Here is a 22,765-nt window from a genome sequence, read left to right as displayed (position 1 = left end):
AAAGTACAATTAGTAGAATTTGAAGGTTCCATATTATTAAACTCTTTACGGAACCGTTCTTATAAATGCCTTGTAAGAGAGAAGCGTTACATAAAGCTCTACCAGGCAGGATTTGAGAAAAAAAGTAAAGATAGGAGAGAGATGTTGAAACCGAAACATCTCTCTGCCTAATGAAAAAGATTAAAATAAAGCCAATTAAACCCAGCTTAAAACAGCGAGTAAATCACCGTCAGGCCAGACATAACCACAGAAACCATAGTCATTAATTTGATAAGGATATTCAGAGATGGGCCTGAAGTATCTTTGAAGGGATCACCCACCGTGTCGCCCACAACACCGGCCTTATGGGCTTCGCTGCCCTTACCTCCATAATGTCCTTTCTCAATGTATTTCTTGGCATTGTCCCAGGCACCACCTGAATTATTAAGCATCACCGCCAGGGTAAAGCCGGTTACCAAGCCGCCCATGAGCAAGCCGATCACCCCGGCAACACCAAATACAATACCTACGATGATAGGAACAGCAATGGCCAGGATAGAAGGCAACATCATTTCGCGTTGGGCTCCTTTGGTTGAAATGGCCACGCACTTGGCATACTCGGGCTTACTTGTCCCCTCCAGGATACCGGGTATCTCCTTAAACTGACGACGCACCTCATCCACCATGGCACCGGCTGCACGTCCTACCGCCTTCATGGTCATGGCACAGAACAAGAAGGCCATCATGGCACCGATAAACAAACCTGCCAGCATTAGTGGATTAAACACATTCAACTCATAATAATCAACAAAGTTCTGAATGGTAGCCTTGGTTAAACTCTCAGCACCTGTCACCGCAATAAAATGATCTCCCAGCTCCGGTACTTTTTTCAGCCATATACGCACTTCCTCCATATAAGCTACCAGCAGTGCCATAGCGGTTAATGCGGCCGATCCTATGGCAAAGCCCTTACCTGTGGCAGCTGTGGTATTACCCAACATATCGAGAGCATCGGTGCGCTCACGCACTTCCTTGGGCAATTCGGCCATCTCAGCATTACCGCCGGCATTATCAGCAATGGGTCCAAAGGCATCAGTGGCCAGGGTGATACCCAACGTTGAGAGCATACCCACTGCGGCAAAGCCAATACCGTACACCCCTTCACTAAAATTGGTGAAGCCCCCGGCAAAACCAAAAGCAGCAATGATACCCGCCACAATAGTTACCACAGGAATCCAGGTGGAATACATACCCACGGCCACGCCATCAATAATGGTGGTTGCAGGTCCTTGAAGTGCCTGTTTGGCAATGCCCTGTGTGGGTTTATAGCCATCGGATGTATAATATTCAGTGCCTTGCCCAATGATGATACCCGCCAGCAGACCGGCCACCACCGCACCAAAAATACCCCATCCAAACCAACCAAGATAGGCCATTGCAGCAATGGCTACGAGGATTAATACAGATGAACCAGCCGTACCTACCAGCAGCGAATTTAATAGATTCTTTGCCGAAGCATCTTCACGGGTACGTACCATAAATACACCTAAAATGGAGAAGATAATGCCTATAGCGGCTACAATCATCGGGGCGATAATGGTTTTTTCATTAAAAGCACCAGAATTCATCGATATAGCAGCACCAAGTGCTGCGGTGGCGAGTATAGAACCACAATAGGACTCATACAGGTCGGCGCCCATACCGGCCACGTCGCCCACATTATCACCCACATTATCGGCTATGGTTGCCGGGTTACGTGGATCATCCTCGGGGATACCTGCTTCTACTTTCCCAACTAAATCGGCACCCACATCAGCTGCTTTGGTATAAATACCTCCGCCCACACGGGCAAACAAAGCCTGTGTGGAAGCTCCCATACCGAAAGTAAGCATGGTGGTGGTGATATGTACCATCTTGGCATGTGTCCAGTCTGCATTATTCACAAAATCGGCAGACCAGGCACCCATTAATTGCACCTCCTCGGCAATTGCAAGTCCCAATCCAAAAATGTTATGATCATAAATATGGTTTAACAGGTAGTACCATAGCGCTATATCAATCAGCCCAAAGCCCACTACGACAAGCCCCATGACAGCGCCACTGCGAAAGGCAACTTTCAAACCCCGATTGAGTGAAAAAGATGCCCCATGAGCCGTGCGTGCCGAGGCAAAAGTGGCGGTTTTCATCCCCAAAAATCCGCACAAGCCCGAAAAGAAACCACCTGTAAGAAAAGCAACCGGCACAAAAGGATTTTGAACACCAATAAAAGCCAGAATGGTAAGGATGATAAACAGAACCAGAAAAACGATGCCTACCACCTTGTACTGACGCGAAAGATAGGCCATGGCTCCCTCCCGTACGTGCTGAGCTATCTCTTTCATCCTATCAGTACCTTCTGACTCTTTCATCATGGTTTTGAAGAAGATCCACGCGAATACCAATGCTAAAACCGAAGCAAACGGTATAAACCAAAAAATTAATTCCATAGAAAAGTAGTTATAGTTAGTAAATGAGTTTGGCTAACAGGAGGATAGGAGTGTAGCCCATTATGTGTGCAAATCATTGTATCAATGCACACGCTGCCTGGCAAGTTTAAAAATGACTGTTTCTTAGGAATGAAATGATTCATGCGCCAGCGATTTCAGGAGATACTCCTATTCATCTTTCTCACACAATGACTGCCCCACACTCACAAGATAGTGATTTTAAGCAGCCTGATAAACGATTCCGCAAAAATATTAAGATAGGAACACATCTTCACATAGGTTGAGGCCACTATTAAAAAGAGGCCGCTGGCCTACTCAGCGTGTTTTATTACGGATAAGTCTAAGACTGCCAAAACCGGAAATAATAGCCATGTAAAAACCAAAATCGTACCACCAACCGGTATTAAAGGATTCGTAAAGCGTAATATCCTTATTAAAAATACTGAGTACAAGAGATATTGGTGCGATCCAACCATGCCAGATACCCGTGAAAAAACCCGCCGGATATTCGGGAGAATAATTACCACCACCTGGCAGACAAGCAGTACATAACATTAAGACGCCCAACAAAGCAAATACTATTCTGTATTTTATTTCCTTCTTCATAATCTCATTCATTTATCGTAGCCATCTAAATTACAGAAGACTAATGATAATTACAATGCGTAAGCCCACTGAGAGCTTAGCAAAACACAATAAAATATTGAATAATCTATTTGATAATAAAAAATTCTTAACTATTTTTGCATCCGCTGAAAAGGTATAACACCTTATAAAGCCGGGCCTATAGCTCAGTTGGTTAGAGCACCTGACTCATAATCAGGGGGTCCCTGGTTCAAGCCCAGGTGGGCCCACTTCATTATCAAGAGGTTACAGTCGAAAGATTGTAACCTTTTTTTGATTTGCACTTAATTTGCACTTAACACTTGTAAGTGTCAGATTTAATGAAATTTAACACAATTTGGGTGCATTTGAAACACCTTTTTGAGGTATTTTCCTACATTTATTTCTGCCAATAGACAGAGCTCCCTCACAAAAGAAAATAACAGGGCGAATGCCGTGTTGTAATTGTCTCTTTATATTGTTTCTGCCGTATAGTGTATCGCTCCTCCGAAAGAATGAAGAATAGAACTTTCGCTCACTGCAAGGTCGACATGTTTGGATGGCGTTCATCTACCCTTGCGGGAGAAGAAAGGGCTATTAATTTTAGAAGGAGGAGGGAGAAATGGGCGGTAGAAATTTGATAGTTTTATACCCTCTTTTTGCTAGAAGATAATTTTTAATTGTTTACGTTAGTTTTTTGAAAAATGACGTCCAGATTCAGAAAATCATACAATTTGAATTGATTTGTAGTGTTTTGCTTATTGTTTAGTAATAAGCGTGTTGGTAATTTAATGAGGTAAAATAACACTCATAAACTACCCATATGAAACTCAAAGAATTATTTAAAAGCCATGCCTTTTTATACATGCTTCAGCAAAGATGTGACCGGTCATGGTTTGACGCAAAAGCGTTCGGCATAAACGCGCCAAAATCAATCAAAGACATTTTCTTTCCCATCGCACAGGCCCGACAGCAAATAGCTTGGTATTATTGCGTGCCGCAAAATACAAGTCCTTTGCTCTGTCCGCTCAAAATCTATTTGAATTGATTTCTCTTCCCAGCGCACGAGGCTTTTTATTCCGCTTCCTTTTGCCAAACCATGACCTTTAAATATGGGTGGCTTACGCATGTAAAAAGGCCTCAGTATATGCAAATGAAGATGTAAAATTCAATTTTAAGACAAGCGAATTTATTGTGAGCTATTAAGGTTGGTCTCTTAAGCGAAGCTATTAGCAAGTTTATGTTTTGGTGCGACCAAAACCCTGAAAAGCATCCCGTTGGTCTAAATAAAGCAATGCAAAAAATGATGAATAAAGGTGGACGTCCTCGTTTAAGCGCTTCTCAAAAGAAGAAGTACAAAGTGGATGTGAAAATGTCCACAGAGGATTACTACACCTTAAAGTCAAAGGCCCGATTAGCAGGCATGACCAACAGCGAGTACATGCGACAATGTATTCATACTAGTTCAGTCAAAGAGAGACTTAACCCTGAGCATCAAGCGCTCATTCGTCAACTTTGCGGAATGGCCAATAATCTGAATCAAATAGCCAGAAAGGCTAATGCTGTTGGTTACGATAATGCCAGGACTGAATACTTGGACCTGGCCGAACAGATAGACCAACTGTTAAACCAACTCTAGCATGATAGCCAAAATTGTTAAAGGGAAAAGCTTTCGAGGTGTGGTTAACTATGTTCTGGATAAAAAGAAAGGAACGGAGCCGTTGCACGCGGAAGGTTTACGGTTAAAAGAAGCAGAATCCATTATTAAGAGTTTTAACAGTCAGGTAGAGCTCAATAAGCGCATCACTAAACCGGTCTATCATATTTCGCTGGATTTCTCTGTTAAGGATAAAGCTAGACTCACCAATGACCTGATGGTAGAAATTGCCCAAACTTACATGGCCAAGATGAATATGGAACAAACACAATACCTGATTGCCCGGCATTACGATAAGGAGCATCCACACATTCATTTAATCATCAATCGGGTGGACTTCAATGGCAAGACCATTTCGGATAAAAATGACCGGATACGAAGTGAAGGTATATGTAAGAAACTCACCCGAGAATATCAGCTCTATTTTGCTAAAGGCAAGGAGCAGGTTAAAATACATCGCTTGAAGGGAGCCGATAAAACCAAATATGAAATCTATGAAGCCTTAAAGCAATCCATCCCCCGATGTAAGAACTGGAAGGAACTGGAACATCGACTCAGTGAAAAAGGAATTACCATTCATTACAAATACAAAGGGCAGACCGATGAAGTTCAAGGTGTCAGCTTTCGAAAGGACGAGTTGAGTTTTAACGGCTCCAAGGTGGATCGGCAATTCAGTTACTCCAAAATCAATTACCAGTTGTATTGCAATGCACATAAAGCATCACAATCCTTCTCAGAAAAGTTAGATTCTAAAACCTTTAGCGCTTTGAGGATAGGTGCAGAGTTGCTCAATCCCGATTATCTGCATAGCTCACATGAGCAGCAAAATAAAATCAAAAAACAGAATCGATTCAAAAACAAGAAACGGCGATTTGGCCCTAGACTATAATTCCTTAAGCTATGACAAAGAATGAAATGACTACAGCCATGTTTGAAGAAATCAAAGAGAAGATGGCTTTAATGGATGAGAAATTGGACGATCTTAACTTTAACCAGGAACAGGCGAGAGCCACAATTCTTGATGATATAGAACAACGAAAGAAGAAAACGTTAAAGATTGAATACGTTGTAGACTTCATTTTAGATTCAATGGATGGTGTATTAAATGCTTCAACAGACAAGTTATCTAAAGAAAACAAGCAGGTACTTTCGAAAATAGATGAGCAGGCTAACGCGCTTGTGTTATCTATGGATGAGATGAAGCGAAGTCTTCACAAACGAAAACTTCAGACTATTAAAATCTTTGCTTTTCAGGTACTGTTTGCAATTGCGGCTTCTTTCTGTTTTTATTTGATTTATGAGAACCAAAACTTAAGAGACAGTGACCTTCAATTAAGATACCTTAAAGCAACCAATAATATTGATATGGAGGTGGCCGGTCAGCTGGATACCGTTTTTAATGTTTATCGGGATGAGGAGGCGATAGAGTCTATCAAGCAAGCTGTTAATAGTATTAAGTAGACACTATTGATGTGATAATTCTTCTTTTTAGTTACCGCTATAATAGACAGTCTCAAAAATTGAATTTAATAATCTGGTTTGTGGTATAAATTATTTGAAGCATCATGTGAAGGGACTGGCGTGGTAGCAGGGGGTAAGGTAAAAAAGCCCCGAAGATAGTCGAGGCAGCTAAATGTTTTCACAACGGAATAATCCTTATTGTGAATTGCTCAAATTGTATTTCAAATATATATTTTCCATTTTTTATATCCAAATTTCATAATCCAGTTAATCACAATTACTATACTATTGTCTAAGTTTTATTATATTGGTCATACTAGTTACTTTGATTAACTCTAAAATATATTTAATGAAAAAAATATTAGGACTCGACTTAGGAACCACTTCAATTGGGTGGGCATTTGTTCACGAAGCAGAAAAAGAAAGTGAACATTCAGTAATAATAGATTTGGGTGTTAGAGTTAATCCATTATCGACCGATGAGCAAACAGATTTTGAAAAAGGACGGACGTTGAGTGTAAATGCTGATCGTACTTTAAAACGTAGTATGCGTCGTAATTTACAACGATTTAAACAGCGAAGAGAAAACCTAATACAATTATTAAAAAAGCATAAGCTTATAACAAATGAAGTGGTGTTGACGGAGAATGGTAATGCTACAACTTTTGAAACCTTGAAGCTAAGGGCAATAGGAGCCCAACATCGAATAGAATTGGATGAGTTTGCGCGGGTGCTTTTAGCTTTAAATAAAAAGCGTGGATATAAAAGTAGCAGAAAAACCAAAAGTGACGAAGAATCGGGGCAGTTGATTGATGGGATGGATGTTGCAAAGTATTTATACGAGAATCAATTAACACCAGGACAATACTGCTTCCAGCAGTTAGAGCAGGATAAAGCGAATTTGCCTGATTTTTATCGCTCCGATTTGCAGAACGAATTGGATAAAGTATGGCAATGTCAACAGCAGTATTACCCTGAAATCCTTGATGTGGAATTATATAAGGCAATTGAAGGGCAAGGTCAACAAAATACCCGAAAGCGCTTTTTAGCCATAAAAGGTATTTATACGGCCGAAAATAAAGGCAAGCGGAACGAAATAAAGCTACAAGCCTATCAGTGGCGTAGCAATGCCATTAATCAGCAGCTATCAATTGAACAAGTGGCCTATGTTATTACAGAAATAAATAATAACCTGAATAATAGTAGTGGCTATTTGGGGGCAATTAGTGACAGAAGTAAGGAGTTGTATTTTAATAAGGAAACTGTTGGTGAGTATTTGTACAGACAACTACAAGCGAATCCACATACATCGCTTAAAAATCAAGTTTTTTACAGACAGGATTACCTGGATGAGTTCGAGCAGATATGGGAAACACAAAAGAAATATCACGCCGAACTCAGTGATGAACTTAAAGAGGAGGTACGCGATGTAGTCATTTTCTATCAGCGTCGTTTGAAATCACAAAAAGGATTGATTAGTTTTTGTGAGTTTGAAAGCAAACAAAAAGAGGTTGCAGTTGATGGAAAAAGGAAGCTAAAAACAATTGGATCAAGAGTATGTCCAAAGTCATCACCTTTATTTCAGGAATATCGTATATGGCACGATTTGTCTCATGTCTTACTGAAAGCCAAAGATGCAAAAGAAGGGGTTGAACTATCGTTGGAAGATAAGCAGGTGCTTTTTGAAGAACTAAATATTAAGGAGAAACTATCAAAAAAAGAGATATTAAAGCTACTTGGCTACACAGTTAATGACTATGATTTAAATTATACTGAGTTAAAAGGTAATACAACTAATAATGCGCTATATGCTGCCTTTGCCAAAATTATTGAGCACGAAGGGTATGAATTGAATTTGAAAAGTGATGATGCTAAAACTGTCTATGATAAAGTAAAAGAACTGTTTAAGCATTTGAATATTAATTCATCCATTTTGAAGTTTGATGCTTTGCTTGATAAAAAAGCGTTAGAGAAACAGGAGTATTATCAATTGTGGCACTTGCTTTATTCATATGAGGGTGATAAATCCAAAACTGGAATGGATGCCCTGTATCAAAAGCTGAATGATAAGTATGGATTTAAAAAAGAATGGACACAATATTTGGCTAATGTGCAGTTTCAGGATGATTACGCCAGCCTAAGTACAAAAGCCATTTCCAAAATTTTTCCGTACATAAAGGAAAGTTCATACTGTAAAGCGTGTGAACTGGCTGGATACAACCATTCAGCTTCGCTTACCAAAGAAGAGAATGCGAAAAGGATTTTAAAAGACAAGTTGGAGTTATTGCCTAAAAATAGTTTGCGAAATCCAGTTGTGGAAAAGATACTTAATCAATTAGTTAATGTTGTTAATTCAATCATTGAAAGCCCCAATATGGGCAAACCTGATGAAATACGCATTGAGCTGTCTCGAGAGTTAAAGAAAAATGCGAAAGAAAGGGCTGAATTGACGAGTGCTATTAATAAAGCACATTCTGAGCATGAGAAATACCGTAAAGAATTGCAAAAATCATTTGGAATTAAAAATCCCAGCCGTAACGATATCATTCGATACCGTTTGTATAAAGAGTTGGAAATGAATGGTTACAAAACGCTCTATACAAATACATATATTTCTCCTTCACAGTTGTTTTCAAAAGAAGTGGATATTGAGCACATCATTCCTAAAGCACGATTGTTTGATGATAGCTTCTCCAATAAAACGTTAGAGTTCAAAAAGCTGAATATAGATAAAGGGGAAGAAACTGCTTATGATTACATAAAAAACAAGTTTGGAGCAAATGTTGCTGATGCTTATGTGGCACGCGTGGAGGATTACTACAACAATGGTCATATCTCTAAAGCCAAATATTTAAAACTTTGTAAAAAGGCTGAAGATATTGGAGAAGGCTTTATTGAGAGAGATTTAAGAGAAAGTCAGTATATCGCTAAAAAGGCCAAAGAGATGCTGTTTGAACTTTGCGAAACAGTTGTCTCGACTACCGGCTCAATAACAGCTCGCTTGCGTGAAGATTGGGGTTTGATTAATGTGATGAAAGAACTCAATATGGAGAAATATCGAGCCCTTGGAATGACGCATGTTGAAGAACGTAAGGATGGGCAAAAAATTGAGCAGATAACAGATTGGACAAAGCGTAATGACCACAGGCACCATGCCATGGATGCATTAACCGTAGCATTTACAAAACACAATCACATTCAGTATCTGAATAATCTTAATGCCCGTAAAAATGAAAAAGATAAAAAGCGCAGTAATATAATTGCGATAGAAAATAAAGAGACAACAAAAAATACCGATGGTAAACGCGTGTTTAAGGAACCTATACCGTTTTTCAGGACAGTTGTTAAACAGCACCTTGAGTCTATTCTAATTTCGCACAAAGCAAAAAACAAGGTAGTAACACGTAACAGAAATAAAGTAAAAGGTAGTGATGTTATTCAAACAGCATTAACACCGCGTGGCCAGCTCCATAAAGAAACGGTTTATGGTAAAATGCAACAGTACGCTACTAAATTAGTAAAGGTGGGTGCATCCTTTGATGCAGCAATGGCTAAAAAGATTTCGAAGAAGGCTTATAAAGATGCCGTGTTGGCTCGCTTAAATGAGTTTGATAATAATCCTAAAAAGGCTTTTGGCGGGAAAAATAGTCCTGCAAAGAATCCTGTGGTTACTAAAGCAGGTGAGGTGGTGCCCGAAAAGGTTAAAGTGGTTTGGTTGGAAGATAATTACACCATTAGAAAAGAGATTGTAGGATCCAATCCAAATTCTAAGCAGTTTGTTCCTGATTTTAAGAGTATGGAAAAGGTAATTGATCGTGCGGTAAGGGGAATATTAGAAAGACGATTACAACAGTTTGGTAATGATACTAAAGAAGCTTTTTCTAATCTGGATCAAAACCCTATTTGGTTGAATAAAGAAAAAGGAATTGCTATTAAACGTGTTACAATCAGTGGTATTAATAATGCTGAGGCTTTACATTGTAAGAAAAATCATCTGGGAGAAGTTATGATGGATGAGCAGGGGCGCGAAATTGCAGTGGACTTTGTTAGTACAGGAAATAACCACCATGTGGCAATTTATCGTGACGAAAATGGGAAGCTACAGGAGGAAGTAGTGTCGTTTTATGAAGCTGTTGGCCGGGTTAATGCAGATAGTCCAATCATCAATAAGGAACACCCCATCGGTTGGGAGTTTTTGTTTTCCATGAAACAAAACGAGATGTTTGTGTTTCCATCCGACGATTTTGATCCGCTTGAGATTGACTTGCTAAATCCTGATAATCGTAGTGTAATTAGTAAGTATCTGTTTAGGGTGCAGAAGATTGGTAGCAAAGATTATTGGTTTCGACATCATCTTGAAACGACAGTAGAAGTGAAGAAAGCATTGGTAGATACAGCTTATAAGAGAATTCAGAATACGCAAGGGCTAAAAAACTTAATAAAAGTCAGAACTAATCATTTAGGTCATATTGTTAAGGTTGGAGAGTAAAATAAGCACCCACTGTTTCTAATGATAAAAATAGGAGCAGTGGGGTGTTAATCAAAGTATTAGATTAATTGGTCAAGTAATCTGTCTATTTTGACAATTGCTTTAGTACCAAGGGCTTGGTTTTTCGTATTAGTAAATAGCCAACAGAAATCAGCTTACTATGATTAAACGTACCCTTTACTTTGGTAATCCTGCTTATTTGCATAAGCAGCAACAGCAATTAAAAGTATCAGAGCCAAAAACAAAAAATGAGTTAGGCTCAGTGCCAATTGAAGATATTGGTGTTGTTTTGTTGGATAATCCGCGAATTACAATAACTCATGCTTTGATGTCAGCTTTGCTTGAGCGAAACGCAGCATTGATTAGTTGTGATGAAAAACACATGCCAACAGGCCTGATGTTACCTTTAGATGGTCATACTTTACAATCAGAGAGATTTCGGGAACAACTAAATGCTAGTGAACCACTAAAAAAGAATTTATGGCAGCAGACGGTAAAGGCTAAAGTAGAAAATCAGGCCGATTTAATGGCGCGCTTTGGTATTGAGAGTAAACGTTTAAAGGCGTTAGTTCCGCAAGTGCAAAGCGGCGATCCTGATAATGTTGAAGGTCGTGCGGCTTCGGTTTATTGGAAGATGTTATTTGAAAATGAGGAGTTCATCAGGCACCGGTACGGAGAGGCTCCCAATGCCCATCTGAATTATTGCTATGCAATACTTCGTGCCATTGTTGCACGAGCATTGGTCAGCAGTGGTTTATTACCTACTCTGGGAATTTTTCATCGCAATAAGTACAATGCCTATTGCCTGGCCGATGATATTATGGAACCTTATCGTCCGTTTTGTGATGAATTGGTGTATCAAATGTGGCAAGAAGGTGAAATAGAAAGCGAGGAGATTACGCGTGAACACAAGGCCAAAATGCTATCAATAGCTACGGTAGATGTGTTGTTTGATAATAAGAAGAGTCCATTAATGGTTGGTTTAAGTCGTACAACTAATTCGCTCTATGAATGTTTTGAGGGAAGCAGACGACGTATTGTGTATCCGCAGTTCATTAATTAGTAGCTATGCCGTATACAGCTTTAAATCAATATCGAATTATGTGGGTACTTGTCTTTTTCGATCTTCCAACCGAAACAAAAAAGCAGCGAAAAAATGCAACACGTTTTCGTAAACAGTTAATAGATGATGGTTTTTCTATGTTTCAGTTTTCGATTTATCTGAGGAATTGTCCGAGTAGAGAGAACGCTGATGTGCACATCAAACGAGTAAAAGGGATGTTGCCTGAGCATGGACACGTGGGAGTACTTAAAATCACTGATAAACAATTTGGAATGATGGAGTTGTTTTTGTGCCGGAAGCCGGAAGATAAACCAGAGGTGGTGCAGCAATTGCAATTATTCTAGAAATGAAAAAAAACGATGAACAATAAAACCAAGTCTAGTACAGGCTTGGTTTTATTATTCCTATAGTCTTTGATAAGTATTTGTGAATTTGATATTTGCAGTGATGACCTTGTCAAAGACCGCACTAAAGTTACAATTTGAGAGCAATTCACAACACTTGCTTTATCTATAGAATCTTGGATTGACTTGTCAAAGACCGCACTAAAGTTACAATTTGAGAGCAATTCACAACATGCAAAGCTGCATAAAAACATAGCTAGAACTTGTCAAAGACCGCACTAAAGTTACAATTTGAGAGCAATTCACAACCTATATCATTATTAAACCGACAACTACTATCTTGTCAAAGACCGCACTAAAGTTACAATTTGAGAGCAATTCACAACAGGGGAATTAGTCAATATGTGCCTGAAGGACTTGTCAAAGACCGCACTAAAGTTACAATTTGAGAGCAATTCACAACTAGCCATTACTGAACAAATGTAGCATTCTCCTTGTCAAAGACCGCACTAAAGTTACAATTTGAGAGCAATTCACAACTCGACCTCAGTCTTTATGAATATCCTAGCCCTTGTCAAAGACCGCACTAAAGTTACAATTTGAGAGCAATTCACAACAGGCTGCCATCGGGATTCAGGGAGTAATAGCTTGTCAAAGACCGCACTAAAGTTACAATTTGAGAGCAATTCACAACTTGCCGAGGCGGCAGGTAAGGCAGGGGTGAGCTTGTCAAAGACCGCACTAAAGTTACAATTTGAGAGCAATTCACAACTGAAAAACTTATTCATCATATTAAGCATTGCTTGTCAAAGACCGCACTAAAGTTACAATTTGAGAGCAATTCACAACTACCTATGTAGATGTAGAGATACTGGGGATCTTGTCAAAGACCGCACTAAAGTTACAATTTGAGAGCAATTCACAACCGCGGAGGCTGCAAAAAGTATCTGATGAAACTTGTCAAAGACCGCACTAAAGTTACAATTTGAGAGCAATTCACAACCATCTTCCAATTGATTAACCACTTCTTAACCTTGTCAAAGACCGCACTAAAGTTACAATTTGAGAGCAATTCACAACTATGATAGCTATGGTGGAATTATGGAGTCTCTTGTCAAAGACCGCACTAAAGTTACAATTTGAGAGCAATTCACAACTTTAAGGAGTGTTGATTCAATAGTTGTTGTCTTGTCAAAGACCGCACTAAAGTTACAATTTGAGAGCAATTCACAACTCTCCATACTTTACCTCGAACGAAAAAGAACTTGTCAAAGACCGCACTAAAGTTACAATTTGAGAGCAATTCACAACTTACCTAAGCTACTGGAGAAACAAACCTACCTTGTCAAAGACCGCACTAAAGTTACAATTTGAGAGCAATTCACAACCTTGATAGATATACGATTCCTTGATATGAACTTGTCAAAGACCGCACTAAAGTTACAATTTGAGAGCAATTCACAACACGCATCTTCTGCATAAATAGCATACACATCTTGTCAAAGACCGCACTAAAGTTACAATTTGAGAGCAATTCACAACTGGTGGCCAGTTCTAAACTTTCAGCCCAATCTTGTCAAAGACCGCACTAAAGTTACAATTTGAGAGCAATTCACAACACAAAGCTCACTTTCAAGAATTGCGATATCCTTGTCAAAGACCGCACTAAAGTTACAATTTGAGAGCAATTCACAACTCCGAAATATACCAACCAATTTGGTTTATTCTTGTCAAAGACCGCACTAAAGTTACAATTTGAGAGCAATTCACAACTTACCTATCGTTCAAGTTCAGATTCACCAACTTGTCAAAGACCGCACTAAAGTTACAATTTGAGAGCAATTCACAACATAAAATTGCATGCATGTCTGTTTCATATACTTGTCAAAGACCGCACTAAAGTTACAATTTGAGAGCAATTCACAACCCGGGCATATTTGTTACATGGCCTTAGTGGCTTGTCAAAGACCGCACTAAAGTTACAATTTGAGAGCAATTCACAACAGGACATCATGAATTTGCATTCATCTTCATCTTGTCAAAGACCGCACTAAAGTTACAATTTGAGAGCAATTCACAACCATTGGATGAGGTTTATTACAGCAGGATATCTTGTCAAAGACCGCACTAAAGTTACAATTTGAGAGCAATTCACAACGGAACTACTTCATAAAATAAAAGAGGCAATCTTGTCAAAGACCGCACTAAAGTTACAATTTGAGAGCAATTCACAACGAAAAAATCATATTAACCACGAATTGGGCTCTTGTCAAAGACCGCACTAAAGTTACAATTTGAGAGCAATTCACAACATTTAACCCTGAGCGATTCGCAAATTAATGCTTGTCAAAGACCGCACTAAAGTTACAATTTGAGAGCAATTCACAACTGCTGAAATAAAAGAAGAAATTGTGCCTAACTTGTCAAAGACCGCACTAAAGTTACAATTTGAGAGCAATTCACAACTGCAGGGCGTAAGGTTGGTAAGTCCATCATCTTGTCAAAGACCGCACTAAAGTTACAATTTGAGAGCAATTCACAACCACATGCAGCAACTTCAATATTATCGTCGGCTTGTCAAAGACCGCACTAAAGTTACAATTTGAGAGCAATTCACAACTAACAGGAAATTCAAGAAGAATAGATTTACCTTTCTTCAGTTAATGGGGTTGCGTTATTCTGCATTGACCGCAAATTATTGTAACTAGCATAAGTGGACCAGTTTCTCGTTTTATATACGATGTTGTGCGTTCGGCTTTTACTTTTTAACCAATATAAATTGTATTATGCCTAGTATATCAATTCAAAATTATTGACCCACAACTCACTTCCAATAGCTCCTGTAAAAAAGTCGCCAAGTGCACTCGACGAAAACACCACGGTTATATGAGTAGGCGTTGCTTGTGGGTCGCCCCAGGATTCTCCTTCACGGATATTTGCATAATCAAATTCAGGATCAGCGGGAGTGATTTCGCCATATTTAATAGAGACTTCAATGTTGGTAAAGTCAACCTGTTGAATATCGCTTCTAAACCATCCTGTGCCAATTCTTTCAACAGAATTTCCATCTCTGCGTTCTAATAATACATAGATGTCACATTCATCAGTTCCAGATAGTAGATTGCCATTTGCATCTTCGTATGATGTTCCCGGAATGTATTTATAATCAACGCTGAATGATTCAGGCCGTCCAATAAAAGGTGTGCCAAAATCTATATTGGATCGTGGGTCCGTGGGATTCGGAAAACCGGTGGTAAATTTACCTGTGAAGAGGGTAGCAGCTGCCATGCGAACTAACAATGGTGCGGCAACACTTTTTAAATGTGCTGCAAAATCTCCGCCACCAAGGTCTACAGGGTTAGTATTAGCATCTCCTGCAATTGCTAACGCCCGGTTAGCAGTTCCCCATACTGTTGATTCTGCGTTTTCTCCAGGCTGCTGGTAGCTGCCGACGTTGTACCAAAGATCAAAGTTACTGTTTGGTAATTGAGGGTTAGGTAGTGCCGGCACTGCAGAAACTGTCCAAACAGCAATTGTTCCATCTTCAGCAGTAACTGTGTATTTTACATCATTGGAAAAATCCTGTGCTTCTTCAGCAGACGGCGAAAGTGTTGCAAAATTTGATACCACAATATTGCTAGGCGCCAAGGCTTCTAAATCTGACCCTTCACTCATTGGAATAACAATAGTCTGTTCTTCTTTTTTAATGGTTGTAACTCCCGCTTGGCCGGGCAATTCAAAAACCCTTATTTCCTTGAAAGAAGAAAGACCGAATTCATCCTCTTTTATACAAGCGTTTAAAACAGAAAGGCTAAATATAAGCAGGATAAATGAAGTTATGTTGAAGAAGTTTTTTTCAATTAATTGTTTTCTGTTTTCCATATTTCTTTGATATTTAGTTTAGCCTCTAAAAATAATATGCAACACCCAAGTTTAATTGCAGCAGGTTAATTCTAAAATCCACTCCAGATTCTACAACTCTTTGTCGATTATCACGGTCATCATTCGTAATTTCTTCCTCAATTCGCATAGAAAGTCCTGCGATACCAACTGTGGTTTCAAATGCCCAATGTTTATCAAAAAACAACACCATGCCAGGGCTTATCCCTAGTTTAAGGTCTACAAAATCACCCTCCACTTTCTCAATATCATCCATGCGGAATGTCCTCTGTAGCGATTCACCAAAAGTTACATTTAATTCTGTTTGAACTAAGACCTGTAATTGTCCTTTCCCTATCGGTATGTAGTTTCGCATATTGGGAGCAAGAGACAAACCTTGTTGTAATCTTTTAGAGGTTACATTTTCGCCATTTTCGTCAACAAAAGTAATCTCCTCACGTGCACGACCATATCCTGCTAACAGTCCCAAGGTCATGTTATCCTTTATGGCATAACCTCCATTGCCAATAATCCGATAGTCATATCTATTCTGATCAACCACCTGTCGTATTAGCTGATCTTCATTCTTGGCTATACGTGAATCCAATGAAAACGTTAGAGAGCTATAGTACTTGCCTTTGGTAATTCTAAAATCACGTTCATTTGTATTGACATTTTCTTGAGAAAAAACCAATGAAGTATTGAGAAAGAATATGCCAACAGTTATAAGTAATTTGTAATGTTCCATATCATCAGCTTTTTATTTATAAATGTTTAATCTAAAGTCTGCACTCCGCCACCATTCACAAATAATACTTGTCCACTAACCCATTCTGAAACCGGGCAAGCAAAATAAAGCACTGCTCCGGCAATATCCTCCACTTTTCCTAACCTTTTTATTGGGGTTCCTTTCAGCATTTTTTCTTCGATTTCCGGTGTTAACACCGATTCCAAAGCTTTTGTCCGGGTTGCTCCCGGGCCAACCGCATTTATGCGAATATTATGTACGCCATAATCAAAAGCAAGATTTGATGTCATATGATTAATTGCTGCTTTGGCACTCGCATAAGCGCTAATGTTCGGACTCTTATTAATAGAGCTCATAGAAGTGATATTAACAATGGAACCATAGCCTCTTTTTTCCATTTCAGGTGCACAAAGTTGCGATAATCTCCACGAACTGAATACATTCAGTTCAAATACCCACTTAAAATCTTCTACATTAATATTATATGGATTTTCACGTCCTGCTCCACCACCTCCGGCATTATTCACTAGGATATCAATGCCTCCAAATTTTTCAACCGCTACTTTTACCAGTTTCACCAAATCTTCATCTTTGGTAACATTGCACAATACAGGCAATGCGCTTCCACCATTACTATCAATTTGACCCGCCACCATTTGGGCATCTTCAAATTTTAAATCTGCAACTACTATATTAGCCCCGTGAGCAGCTAATAATTCGCAAATAGCTTTACCAATACCATTTCCTCCACCAGTGACAATGGCTGTTTTATCATTGAGTTCAAAAAGTTTTTTTGTTTGCATGCTTATAGTTATTTTTTGTTGTTGCTGTCTAGTTATTTGTATTAGTTAAGAATTATATTACCACTCCCATCCAATACCCGTTCTTAATACATAGTCGGTATTACTTGCATTTTCAGCAGGCTGATTATCATAGTTAAACGAAATGTCTAATCGTATAAAAAGGTCAATGGGAAGTTCGTATTTTAAATCGAAATTAGCATCTGCTCGATAGCGGCTAATGTCTGATAAACCTGAATAACCCATAAAAACCAATAATAAGTTTATATCACTTATATCGTATAAATTTAATTCAGTACCCAGGTAACCTTCCCAACTGTTTTGACTCGATGTTTCATTTGAGAACTCTTCATAGTTGTTATTAATCCCGGTTTTCGTGCCCCAATAGGCTTTGTTTGTGCTGTAAATAAAGTTTCCTAACCCTAGCTGGGTATTTGCACGAATATCTAATTTTTGTTCTGTATTAGATAAAGATGAAATCGTAGAGATTATATACCAGCGCCGAATCAATAAATGACGAAAATTAAGTTCGCCATCGCTTCGTTTAATAGGGTCTGCGTTATTCTGTATTGACCGCAAATTATTGTAACTAGCAGCAGTGGACCATTTTTCTGTTTTATATCCGATAAAGCTTCGAGTAGATAGTTGCCGCATGTCTTGAGCCTGAGCCACATTGATTCCTAGTTCAATAGCAGCACTAAACCGATTCAAAAACCCTTCTTTAATTTGAGTTAAATTGACAATATCCCCAAGATTACAAATAACATAAACGGTATCACTATCATAAACCTTTATTTTTTTGCCTTCTATTGTAGTTAATTTCCCATGATAGAGGTTATTTCTTGTCGCAATCAGAAATTTTGATTCTGTATAAATCTCATCAATGCTTAACCACTCAATCTTAAAGTTGGTATTGCCAAATGGAGCATCAATTTCAAGCACCCCTCTTTCCATGTTTTTTATTTCTCCGACAATCATATTTCCGGCATTAAAAAGAAGGGTGTCAGATACTCCAAATGCATTTTTATATATGAATACAAAAACGAAAAGGGCAATGAATTTTATTCTTAGAAGCATATTTATTTTGAAATAAGGTATTTAGCAACTGCATGAAATGCAGGTAGGGATGTTGGGTCTATTTTTGAATTTTTTGCCTCCGGATGTGAAGCAAACCTCACTATAACCATTTCTGCCTTGGGATCTATGTAAATGGTTTGACCGTGTACGCCACGAGCAGCAAACGCACCATGTTCGTTATGTGTATGCCACCACATATTACGATAACTCCATCCTTTCAAAGAAGAATAAACTGATTTATTAAAGGCATCTTTGTTGCCTCCATTCATGATGTCCTCAATTAGGGCTTCTGGTAAAATTTGTGTTTTATTAAACTTGCCTTTCTTTCGAATCATCTCTCCAAACAGGCCCATGTCTCGCATGTTTGCACTCAATCCTCCACCAGCAAAAGCAATCCCCGCTCCGTCAACTTGATAATAGCCATCCACATGGGTACCAAGTGGTTTCCAAATTCGTTCTGATAATAACTCTGGAATACTCTTGCTAGATACTCTTGAAATAATCCAGCCCATTACATCTGTATTAATTGTTTTGTAGCCAAAGACTTTCCCATGCTCACCTTCTTTCTGAACTGTTACTAAATAGTCATAGTAATTTGTTGGACCGCTGTAAGATGCAGGTTTGGGAAACGGATTACCCGCAGCTGAAAATGCCCAGATTTCAGCATTGGGATCAGAATAGTCTTCGCTGTATTTTAATCCTGTTGTCATGTCCAGAATTTGTCTGATGGTTGCATCTCCAAACGCTGATTTCTTTAGTTCAGGAACATAATCTGCTCCCGTTTTATTTTCGTCCAATAGACCTTCTTCAACGAGCAAAGCACCAAGTGTCCCGGTAAATGTTTTACTTACTGACATGGCGGCATGAACCCCATTAAGTTCTAATGCGCCAAAATATTTTTCATAAACAACCTTCCCTTTATGCAGAATTAATATGCCATCTGTGTAATTCAATTCAAGCGATTCTAGCCACGTTATAGTTGCAGAGCTATTCAATGGTCTAAAAGTTACCTTATCAATATTTTTATCAAGCTTTTGTCTGAACTTGTAATGCTTGTCTGTTGATGCCTTCACCACCTTAGTTGGCATAAATTCTCGCAAATGGCAAACACTATAACGCAAAGCAGGAAACCGAAAAAAACTACCATCTGAAGCAGATATTATTTTTCCTTTTGGCGGCGGGAATCCCTTCATCCACCCTATTTCATTAGGGTCCGAAGTCTTTGCATCCAGATAAACTTGACTGAAACTCGGCAATCCTGCCACTAATAATAGCAAGACACTTAAATTCATTTTAAATCGTTGTTTCATGGCTTATGTTATTTATTATCATTGGGTGGTAACTCACTGCTTTTAATGTGCAAGTCACGCTGTGGAAAGGGAATACTAATACCCGCCTCATTTAGCGCATCATGTATTTTAAAAATCATCTCACTCTTGATGATGATCCAGTTGTCAAAATTATCGGTCCAGAATAATAAACGGAAATCGAGTGAGCTTTCACCCAAGTCGTTAAATAAAACAAGAGGAGCCGGATCCTGAAGTACATCAGGATGTTCGGAAATAGCTTCTAGTAAAAGTGTTTGGGTTTTATAAACATCAGAACCATAAGCCACACCAGAAATGATTTCAATACGTCGTCGTTTGTCAGAAAGTGTCCAATTGATTAATTCGTTGGATATCAGATTCGCATTAGGGACTATTACTTCAGCACCATCAAATGTACGGACTTTACTGGAGCGGATACCCATTGATTTTATTGTGCCTATCAGTGTACCAATTTCTACGGTATCACCAATTTGAATGGGTCGCTCAAATAATAGGATAACACCCGAAACAAAGTTGTTAACGATGTTTTGCAATCCGAAGCCAATACCAACACTAAAGGCGCTAAACAGAATTGTTAATTGATTCAGGGGCATTCCCACAGCACTAATGGCCAGAACCACCCCGGCACTAATAAGGCTAAAGCGAATAACAACAGAAATCATCCGGGGTACACCTTTGGACAGGGAAATATTATGCAGAACATCATCTTCAAGAATGGCCCGGATGATGCCGGATATAACGACTGATATCCAGATGATAACAAAGAAGAGCATTACGCTACCCATACTAAAGGAAATTAGGCCCAACGAGACTTCTGCATTGAAAGCTGATGTAATAGTTTCATAAAAAGACCTACTGATGCGCAGTATTTTAATAACTGAATCGAGCCAGAAGAATATTGCAAGGAGTATGACAATAATGTTTAGTCGCTTTTTAATAACATTTTTATGCGTTTGAAGCACATTCAGGTGACTGAGCTGTTTTAAATCAATAAGCAAATGGAGTAAGCCCAGAAGTGTTATGGAAGATACCATTAAGAGTAATCCAACCAATGTATTGGTTATGGACAGATCAATGGCTATTTCGGCTAATTGCAACTGACCGACTACTGCTGCTATCAAACCAGTTATAGCTGCCAGCAGGTGAAAGATAAAGATAAAGCGTAAAAAGTAGCCCAACGCCTGAATATTCATTTTTTTTTGACTAAAATGATGAATCAGACTTACCCAAAAGCTAATTTCGATACCTCCCATTAGCAGCAAAATAATTCGGTTGAATGGACTTACTGGTGGAAAGATATAATTGATGAAGCGTAGTAAGATTAATAAAAAGAAAACTACCAGATACCGTTTTTCACGGTGATGTGTGATATGTGCCAGGATGTCTGTTAATGGTATAATCAGCAGGATGATGGAGATATCTATCAGGATCGGTGGTCGGTGAATTAAAAACAACCCGGAGGAAAAAATAGTGAGTAGTAATGCAACGCTAAATGGGCGTTGAAGAATCAATATGGTTGCTTGTTTAAACATGTTGCCACTGTAATGCCTATTCTTTAGGTATTTAATGGAGAGGATGTATAAACCAGCTAATAAAAGCAGGAAGTAGAGAATTAGATAAGTGAGACGGTTTGAATTGCTCTGATAAAACTGTTTGATAGCAGAGGTGTTATCCTGCCAAAAGAAGCTTAGGTGTTTGATAAGTTGATGGTAGTTAAGGCGTTTAAAATCAATGTTCCACAAGGCGGGCTGTGTGCGCGAAAATAGTTGCGCATATTGCTGTTTATTGATGGAATTTATGCGCAGCAGGAGTTCGTCAATTGACAATTGACTTTTTTTGACATTTTTAAGCAGTGGAAATACCAGGTTGCTTTTATAAAGTACCAACCTCTGCAATTCTTCTGCTTTAGTTATAACTTCATTGATGGAGTTTGTTATTAAAGAATCCATGGATAAACTATCCATTTGCTGTAGGGTGTTTTGCCATTGATGAACGGTTGTGTTAATAGTCTTCCGCTTTAGTGATAAGTCTTTTATTATTCCCTCGAGTTGGGCATCCCGTTTTTTTAGTATGCTTTGATAATTAAGCCAGAATGTACGTTTGTTTGTCAAGTTGCGAGGCACTATACTATCGATGGAAATTCCGGCTTCTAACAAAATAAGGGAATCGATATGCGATAATAACTCATTTGTAATCCGATGCTCTTCTTCCAGAATTTCATCGTCTATCAGTTGTGATGCCATCTTGTCAAAACGAAAAATTACCTCGATGGATGAACCGGGTATCTGCTCAAAAGCAATCTGATTCATTGGAAGAGTGTCTTTCACGGAAAACAAATCTTTCTCCTGTGAGAACAGGTTCGAAGCTATCAATAAATAGCCAAAGATGATTAATGACTTCAGCACAATAATGAATTTTAAGAAACTCACATATAATTGTAAGTACACCAGTTATACAAATTGCTTATTGAACGGTCAAAACAATTTAATTCGGTTGCTGTATGGATGTTGATTTATTGTTCTGATCGAGTGCATCATATTGCTATAAACATCTGTATGTCAATATTGTTCAATCAACAACTTTTCAAATGTAATACCACACGCTCTCTTTTTGTCAAAAAACTTCAATATCAAAATAATCTAACATTACTTGAAAAAGAATTAGTTCTTAATGATGATTAAGTACAAGTACTTTAATTAATTTTCTTGTGTAAACAGAGTCTTTTGGGTAATGAAGTTGTTTAAAGTCCTAAAATAGAACGAATTAAATGATTAAATTAATTGATATTCTGATGATTAAATGGTATATTTAATAAATATTCATCAGGTGTTAAGTACTCAAATTATAAAAA

Annotated in this window: 14 protein-coding genes, 1 tRNA gene and 1 CRISPR repeat array; of the genes, 7 read left to right on the top strand and 8 right to left on the bottom strand. The window is 38.5% G+C overall.

What is annotated here, in order from left to right:
• Positions 1–206: 206 nt before the first annotated feature.
• Complete coding sequence (locus ACRD7A_RS17965; protein WP_430812734.1) at positions 207–2,465, bottom strand: sodium-translocating pyrophosphatase; 2,259 nt, start codon at positions 2,463–2,465, stop codon at positions 207–209.
• 315 nt (positions 2,466–2,780) lie between these two features.
• The gene (locus tag ACRD7A_RS17960) at positions 2,781–3,071 is read right to left on the bottom strand and encodes a hypothetical protein (protein ID WP_430812735.1); all 291 of its coding nucleotides are present in this window, start codon (positions 3,069–3,071) and stop codon (positions 2,781–2,783) included.
• Positions 3,072–3,245: 174 nt separating this feature from the next.
• On the opposite strand from ACRD7A_RS17960, the gene ACRD7A_RS17955 reads away from it, so the two are divergent.
• From ACRD7A_RS17955 to cas2, 7 genes are all read left to right on the top strand, one after another.
• A tRNA-Ile gene (locus ACRD7A_RS17955) sits at positions 3,246–3,319 on the top strand.
• Between the two features lie 1,052 nt (positions 3,320–4,371).
• Positions 4,372–4,707 carry a plasmid mobilization protein gene (locus tag ACRD7A_RS17950; RefSeq protein ID WP_430812736.1) on the top strand — a complete coding sequence of 112 codons (336 nt, stop codon included), beginning with the start codon at positions 4,372–4,374 and terminating at the stop codon, positions 4,705–4,707.
• Between the two features lies 1 nt (position 4,708).
• Entirely contained in the window at positions 4,709–5,614 is a 906-nt protein-coding gene (locus ACRD7A_RS17945; protein WP_430812737.1) for a relaxase/mobilization nuclease domain-containing protein, read from the top strand.
• Between the two features lie 11 nt (positions 5,615–5,625).
• Positions 5,626–6,186, top strand: a complete 561-nt coding sequence (locus ACRD7A_RS17940; RefSeq protein ID WP_430812738.1) for a hypothetical protein — start codon at positions 5,626–5,628, stop codon at positions 6,184–6,186.
• A 349-nt stretch (positions 6,187–6,535) separates the two neighbouring features.
• Positions 6,536–10,675 (top strand): type II CRISPR RNA-guided endonuclease Cas9, encoded by a 4,140-nt coding sequence (cas9, locus tag ACRD7A_RS17935; protein WP_430812739.1) that lies wholly within the window; start codon positions 6,536–6,538, stop codon positions 10,673–10,675.
• A 160-nt stretch (positions 10,676–10,835) separates the two neighbouring features.
• Complete coding sequence (gene cas1 / locus ACRD7A_RS17930) at positions 10,836–11,738, top strand: type II CRISPR-associated endonuclease Cas1 (protein WP_430812740.1); 903 nt, start codon at positions 10,836–10,838, stop codon at positions 11,736–11,738.
• A gap of 5 nt (positions 11,739–11,743) precedes the next feature.
• Positions 11,744–12,082: a CRISPR-associated endonuclease Cas2 gene (cas2, locus tag ACRD7A_RS17925; protein WP_430812741.1), complete on the top strand. Its 339-nt coding sequence runs from the start codon at positions 11,744–11,746 to the stop codon at positions 12,080–12,082.
• A 108-nt stretch (positions 12,083–12,190) separates the two neighbouring features.
• A CRISPR array of direct repeats spans positions 12,191–14,702; the repeat unit is 47 nt; unit sequence CTTGTCAAAGACCGCACTAAAGTTACAATTTGAGAGCAATTCACAAC.
• Positions 14,703–14,872: 170 nt separating this feature from the next.
• Here the strand turns inward: cas2 and ACRD7A_RS17920 are convergent.
• Genes ACRD7A_RS17920 through ACRD7A_RS17895 form a run of 6 tightly spaced genes read right to left on the bottom strand, consistent with a single transcriptional unit; the run spans position 14,873 to position 22,319 of the window.
• Entirely contained in the window at positions 14,873–15,964 is a 1,092-nt protein-coding gene (locus ACRD7A_RS17920; protein WP_430812742.1) for a PCMD domain-containing protein, read from the bottom strand.
• A 25-nt stretch (positions 15,965–15,989) separates the two neighbouring features.
• Complete coding sequence (locus ACRD7A_RS17915) at positions 15,990–16,709, bottom strand: hypothetical protein (RefSeq protein ID WP_430812743.1); 720 nt, start codon at positions 16,707–16,709, stop codon at positions 15,990–15,992.
• Positions 16,710–16,735: 26 nt separating this feature from the next.
• Complete coding sequence (locus tag ACRD7A_RS17910) at positions 16,736–17,512, bottom strand: glucose 1-dehydrogenase (protein ID WP_430812744.1); 777 nt, start codon at positions 17,510–17,512, stop codon at positions 16,736–16,738.
• Between the two features lie 57 nt (positions 17,513–17,569).
• Positions 17,570–18,586 (bottom strand): DUF481 domain-containing protein, encoded by a 1,017-nt coding sequence (locus ACRD7A_RS17905; RefSeq protein ID WP_430812745.1) that lies wholly within the window; start codon positions 18,584–18,586, stop codon positions 17,570–17,572.
• 2 nt (positions 18,587–18,588) lie between these two features.
• Positions 18,589–19,896 (bottom strand): serine hydrolase domain-containing protein, encoded by a 1,308-nt coding sequence (locus ACRD7A_RS17900; protein WP_430812746.1) that lies wholly within the window; start codon positions 19,894–19,896, stop codon positions 18,589–18,591.
• Between the two features lie 8 nt (positions 19,897–19,904).
• A complete protein-coding gene (locus tag ACRD7A_RS17895) occupies positions 19,905–22,319 on the bottom strand; it encodes a mechanosensitive ion channel family protein (RefSeq protein WP_430812747.1) in 2,415 nt (804 codons plus the stop codon).
• Between the last annotated feature and the right edge of the window lie 446 nt (positions 22,320–22,765).

The sequence above is a fragment of the Carboxylicivirga longa genome, from assembly GCF_050589825.1.
Classification (GTDB): domain Bacteria; phylum Bacteroidota; class Bacteroidia; order Bacteroidales; family Marinilabiliaceae; genus Carboxylicivirga; species Carboxylicivirga longa.
This window is presented reverse-complemented; position numbering and strand designations above follow the sequence as displayed.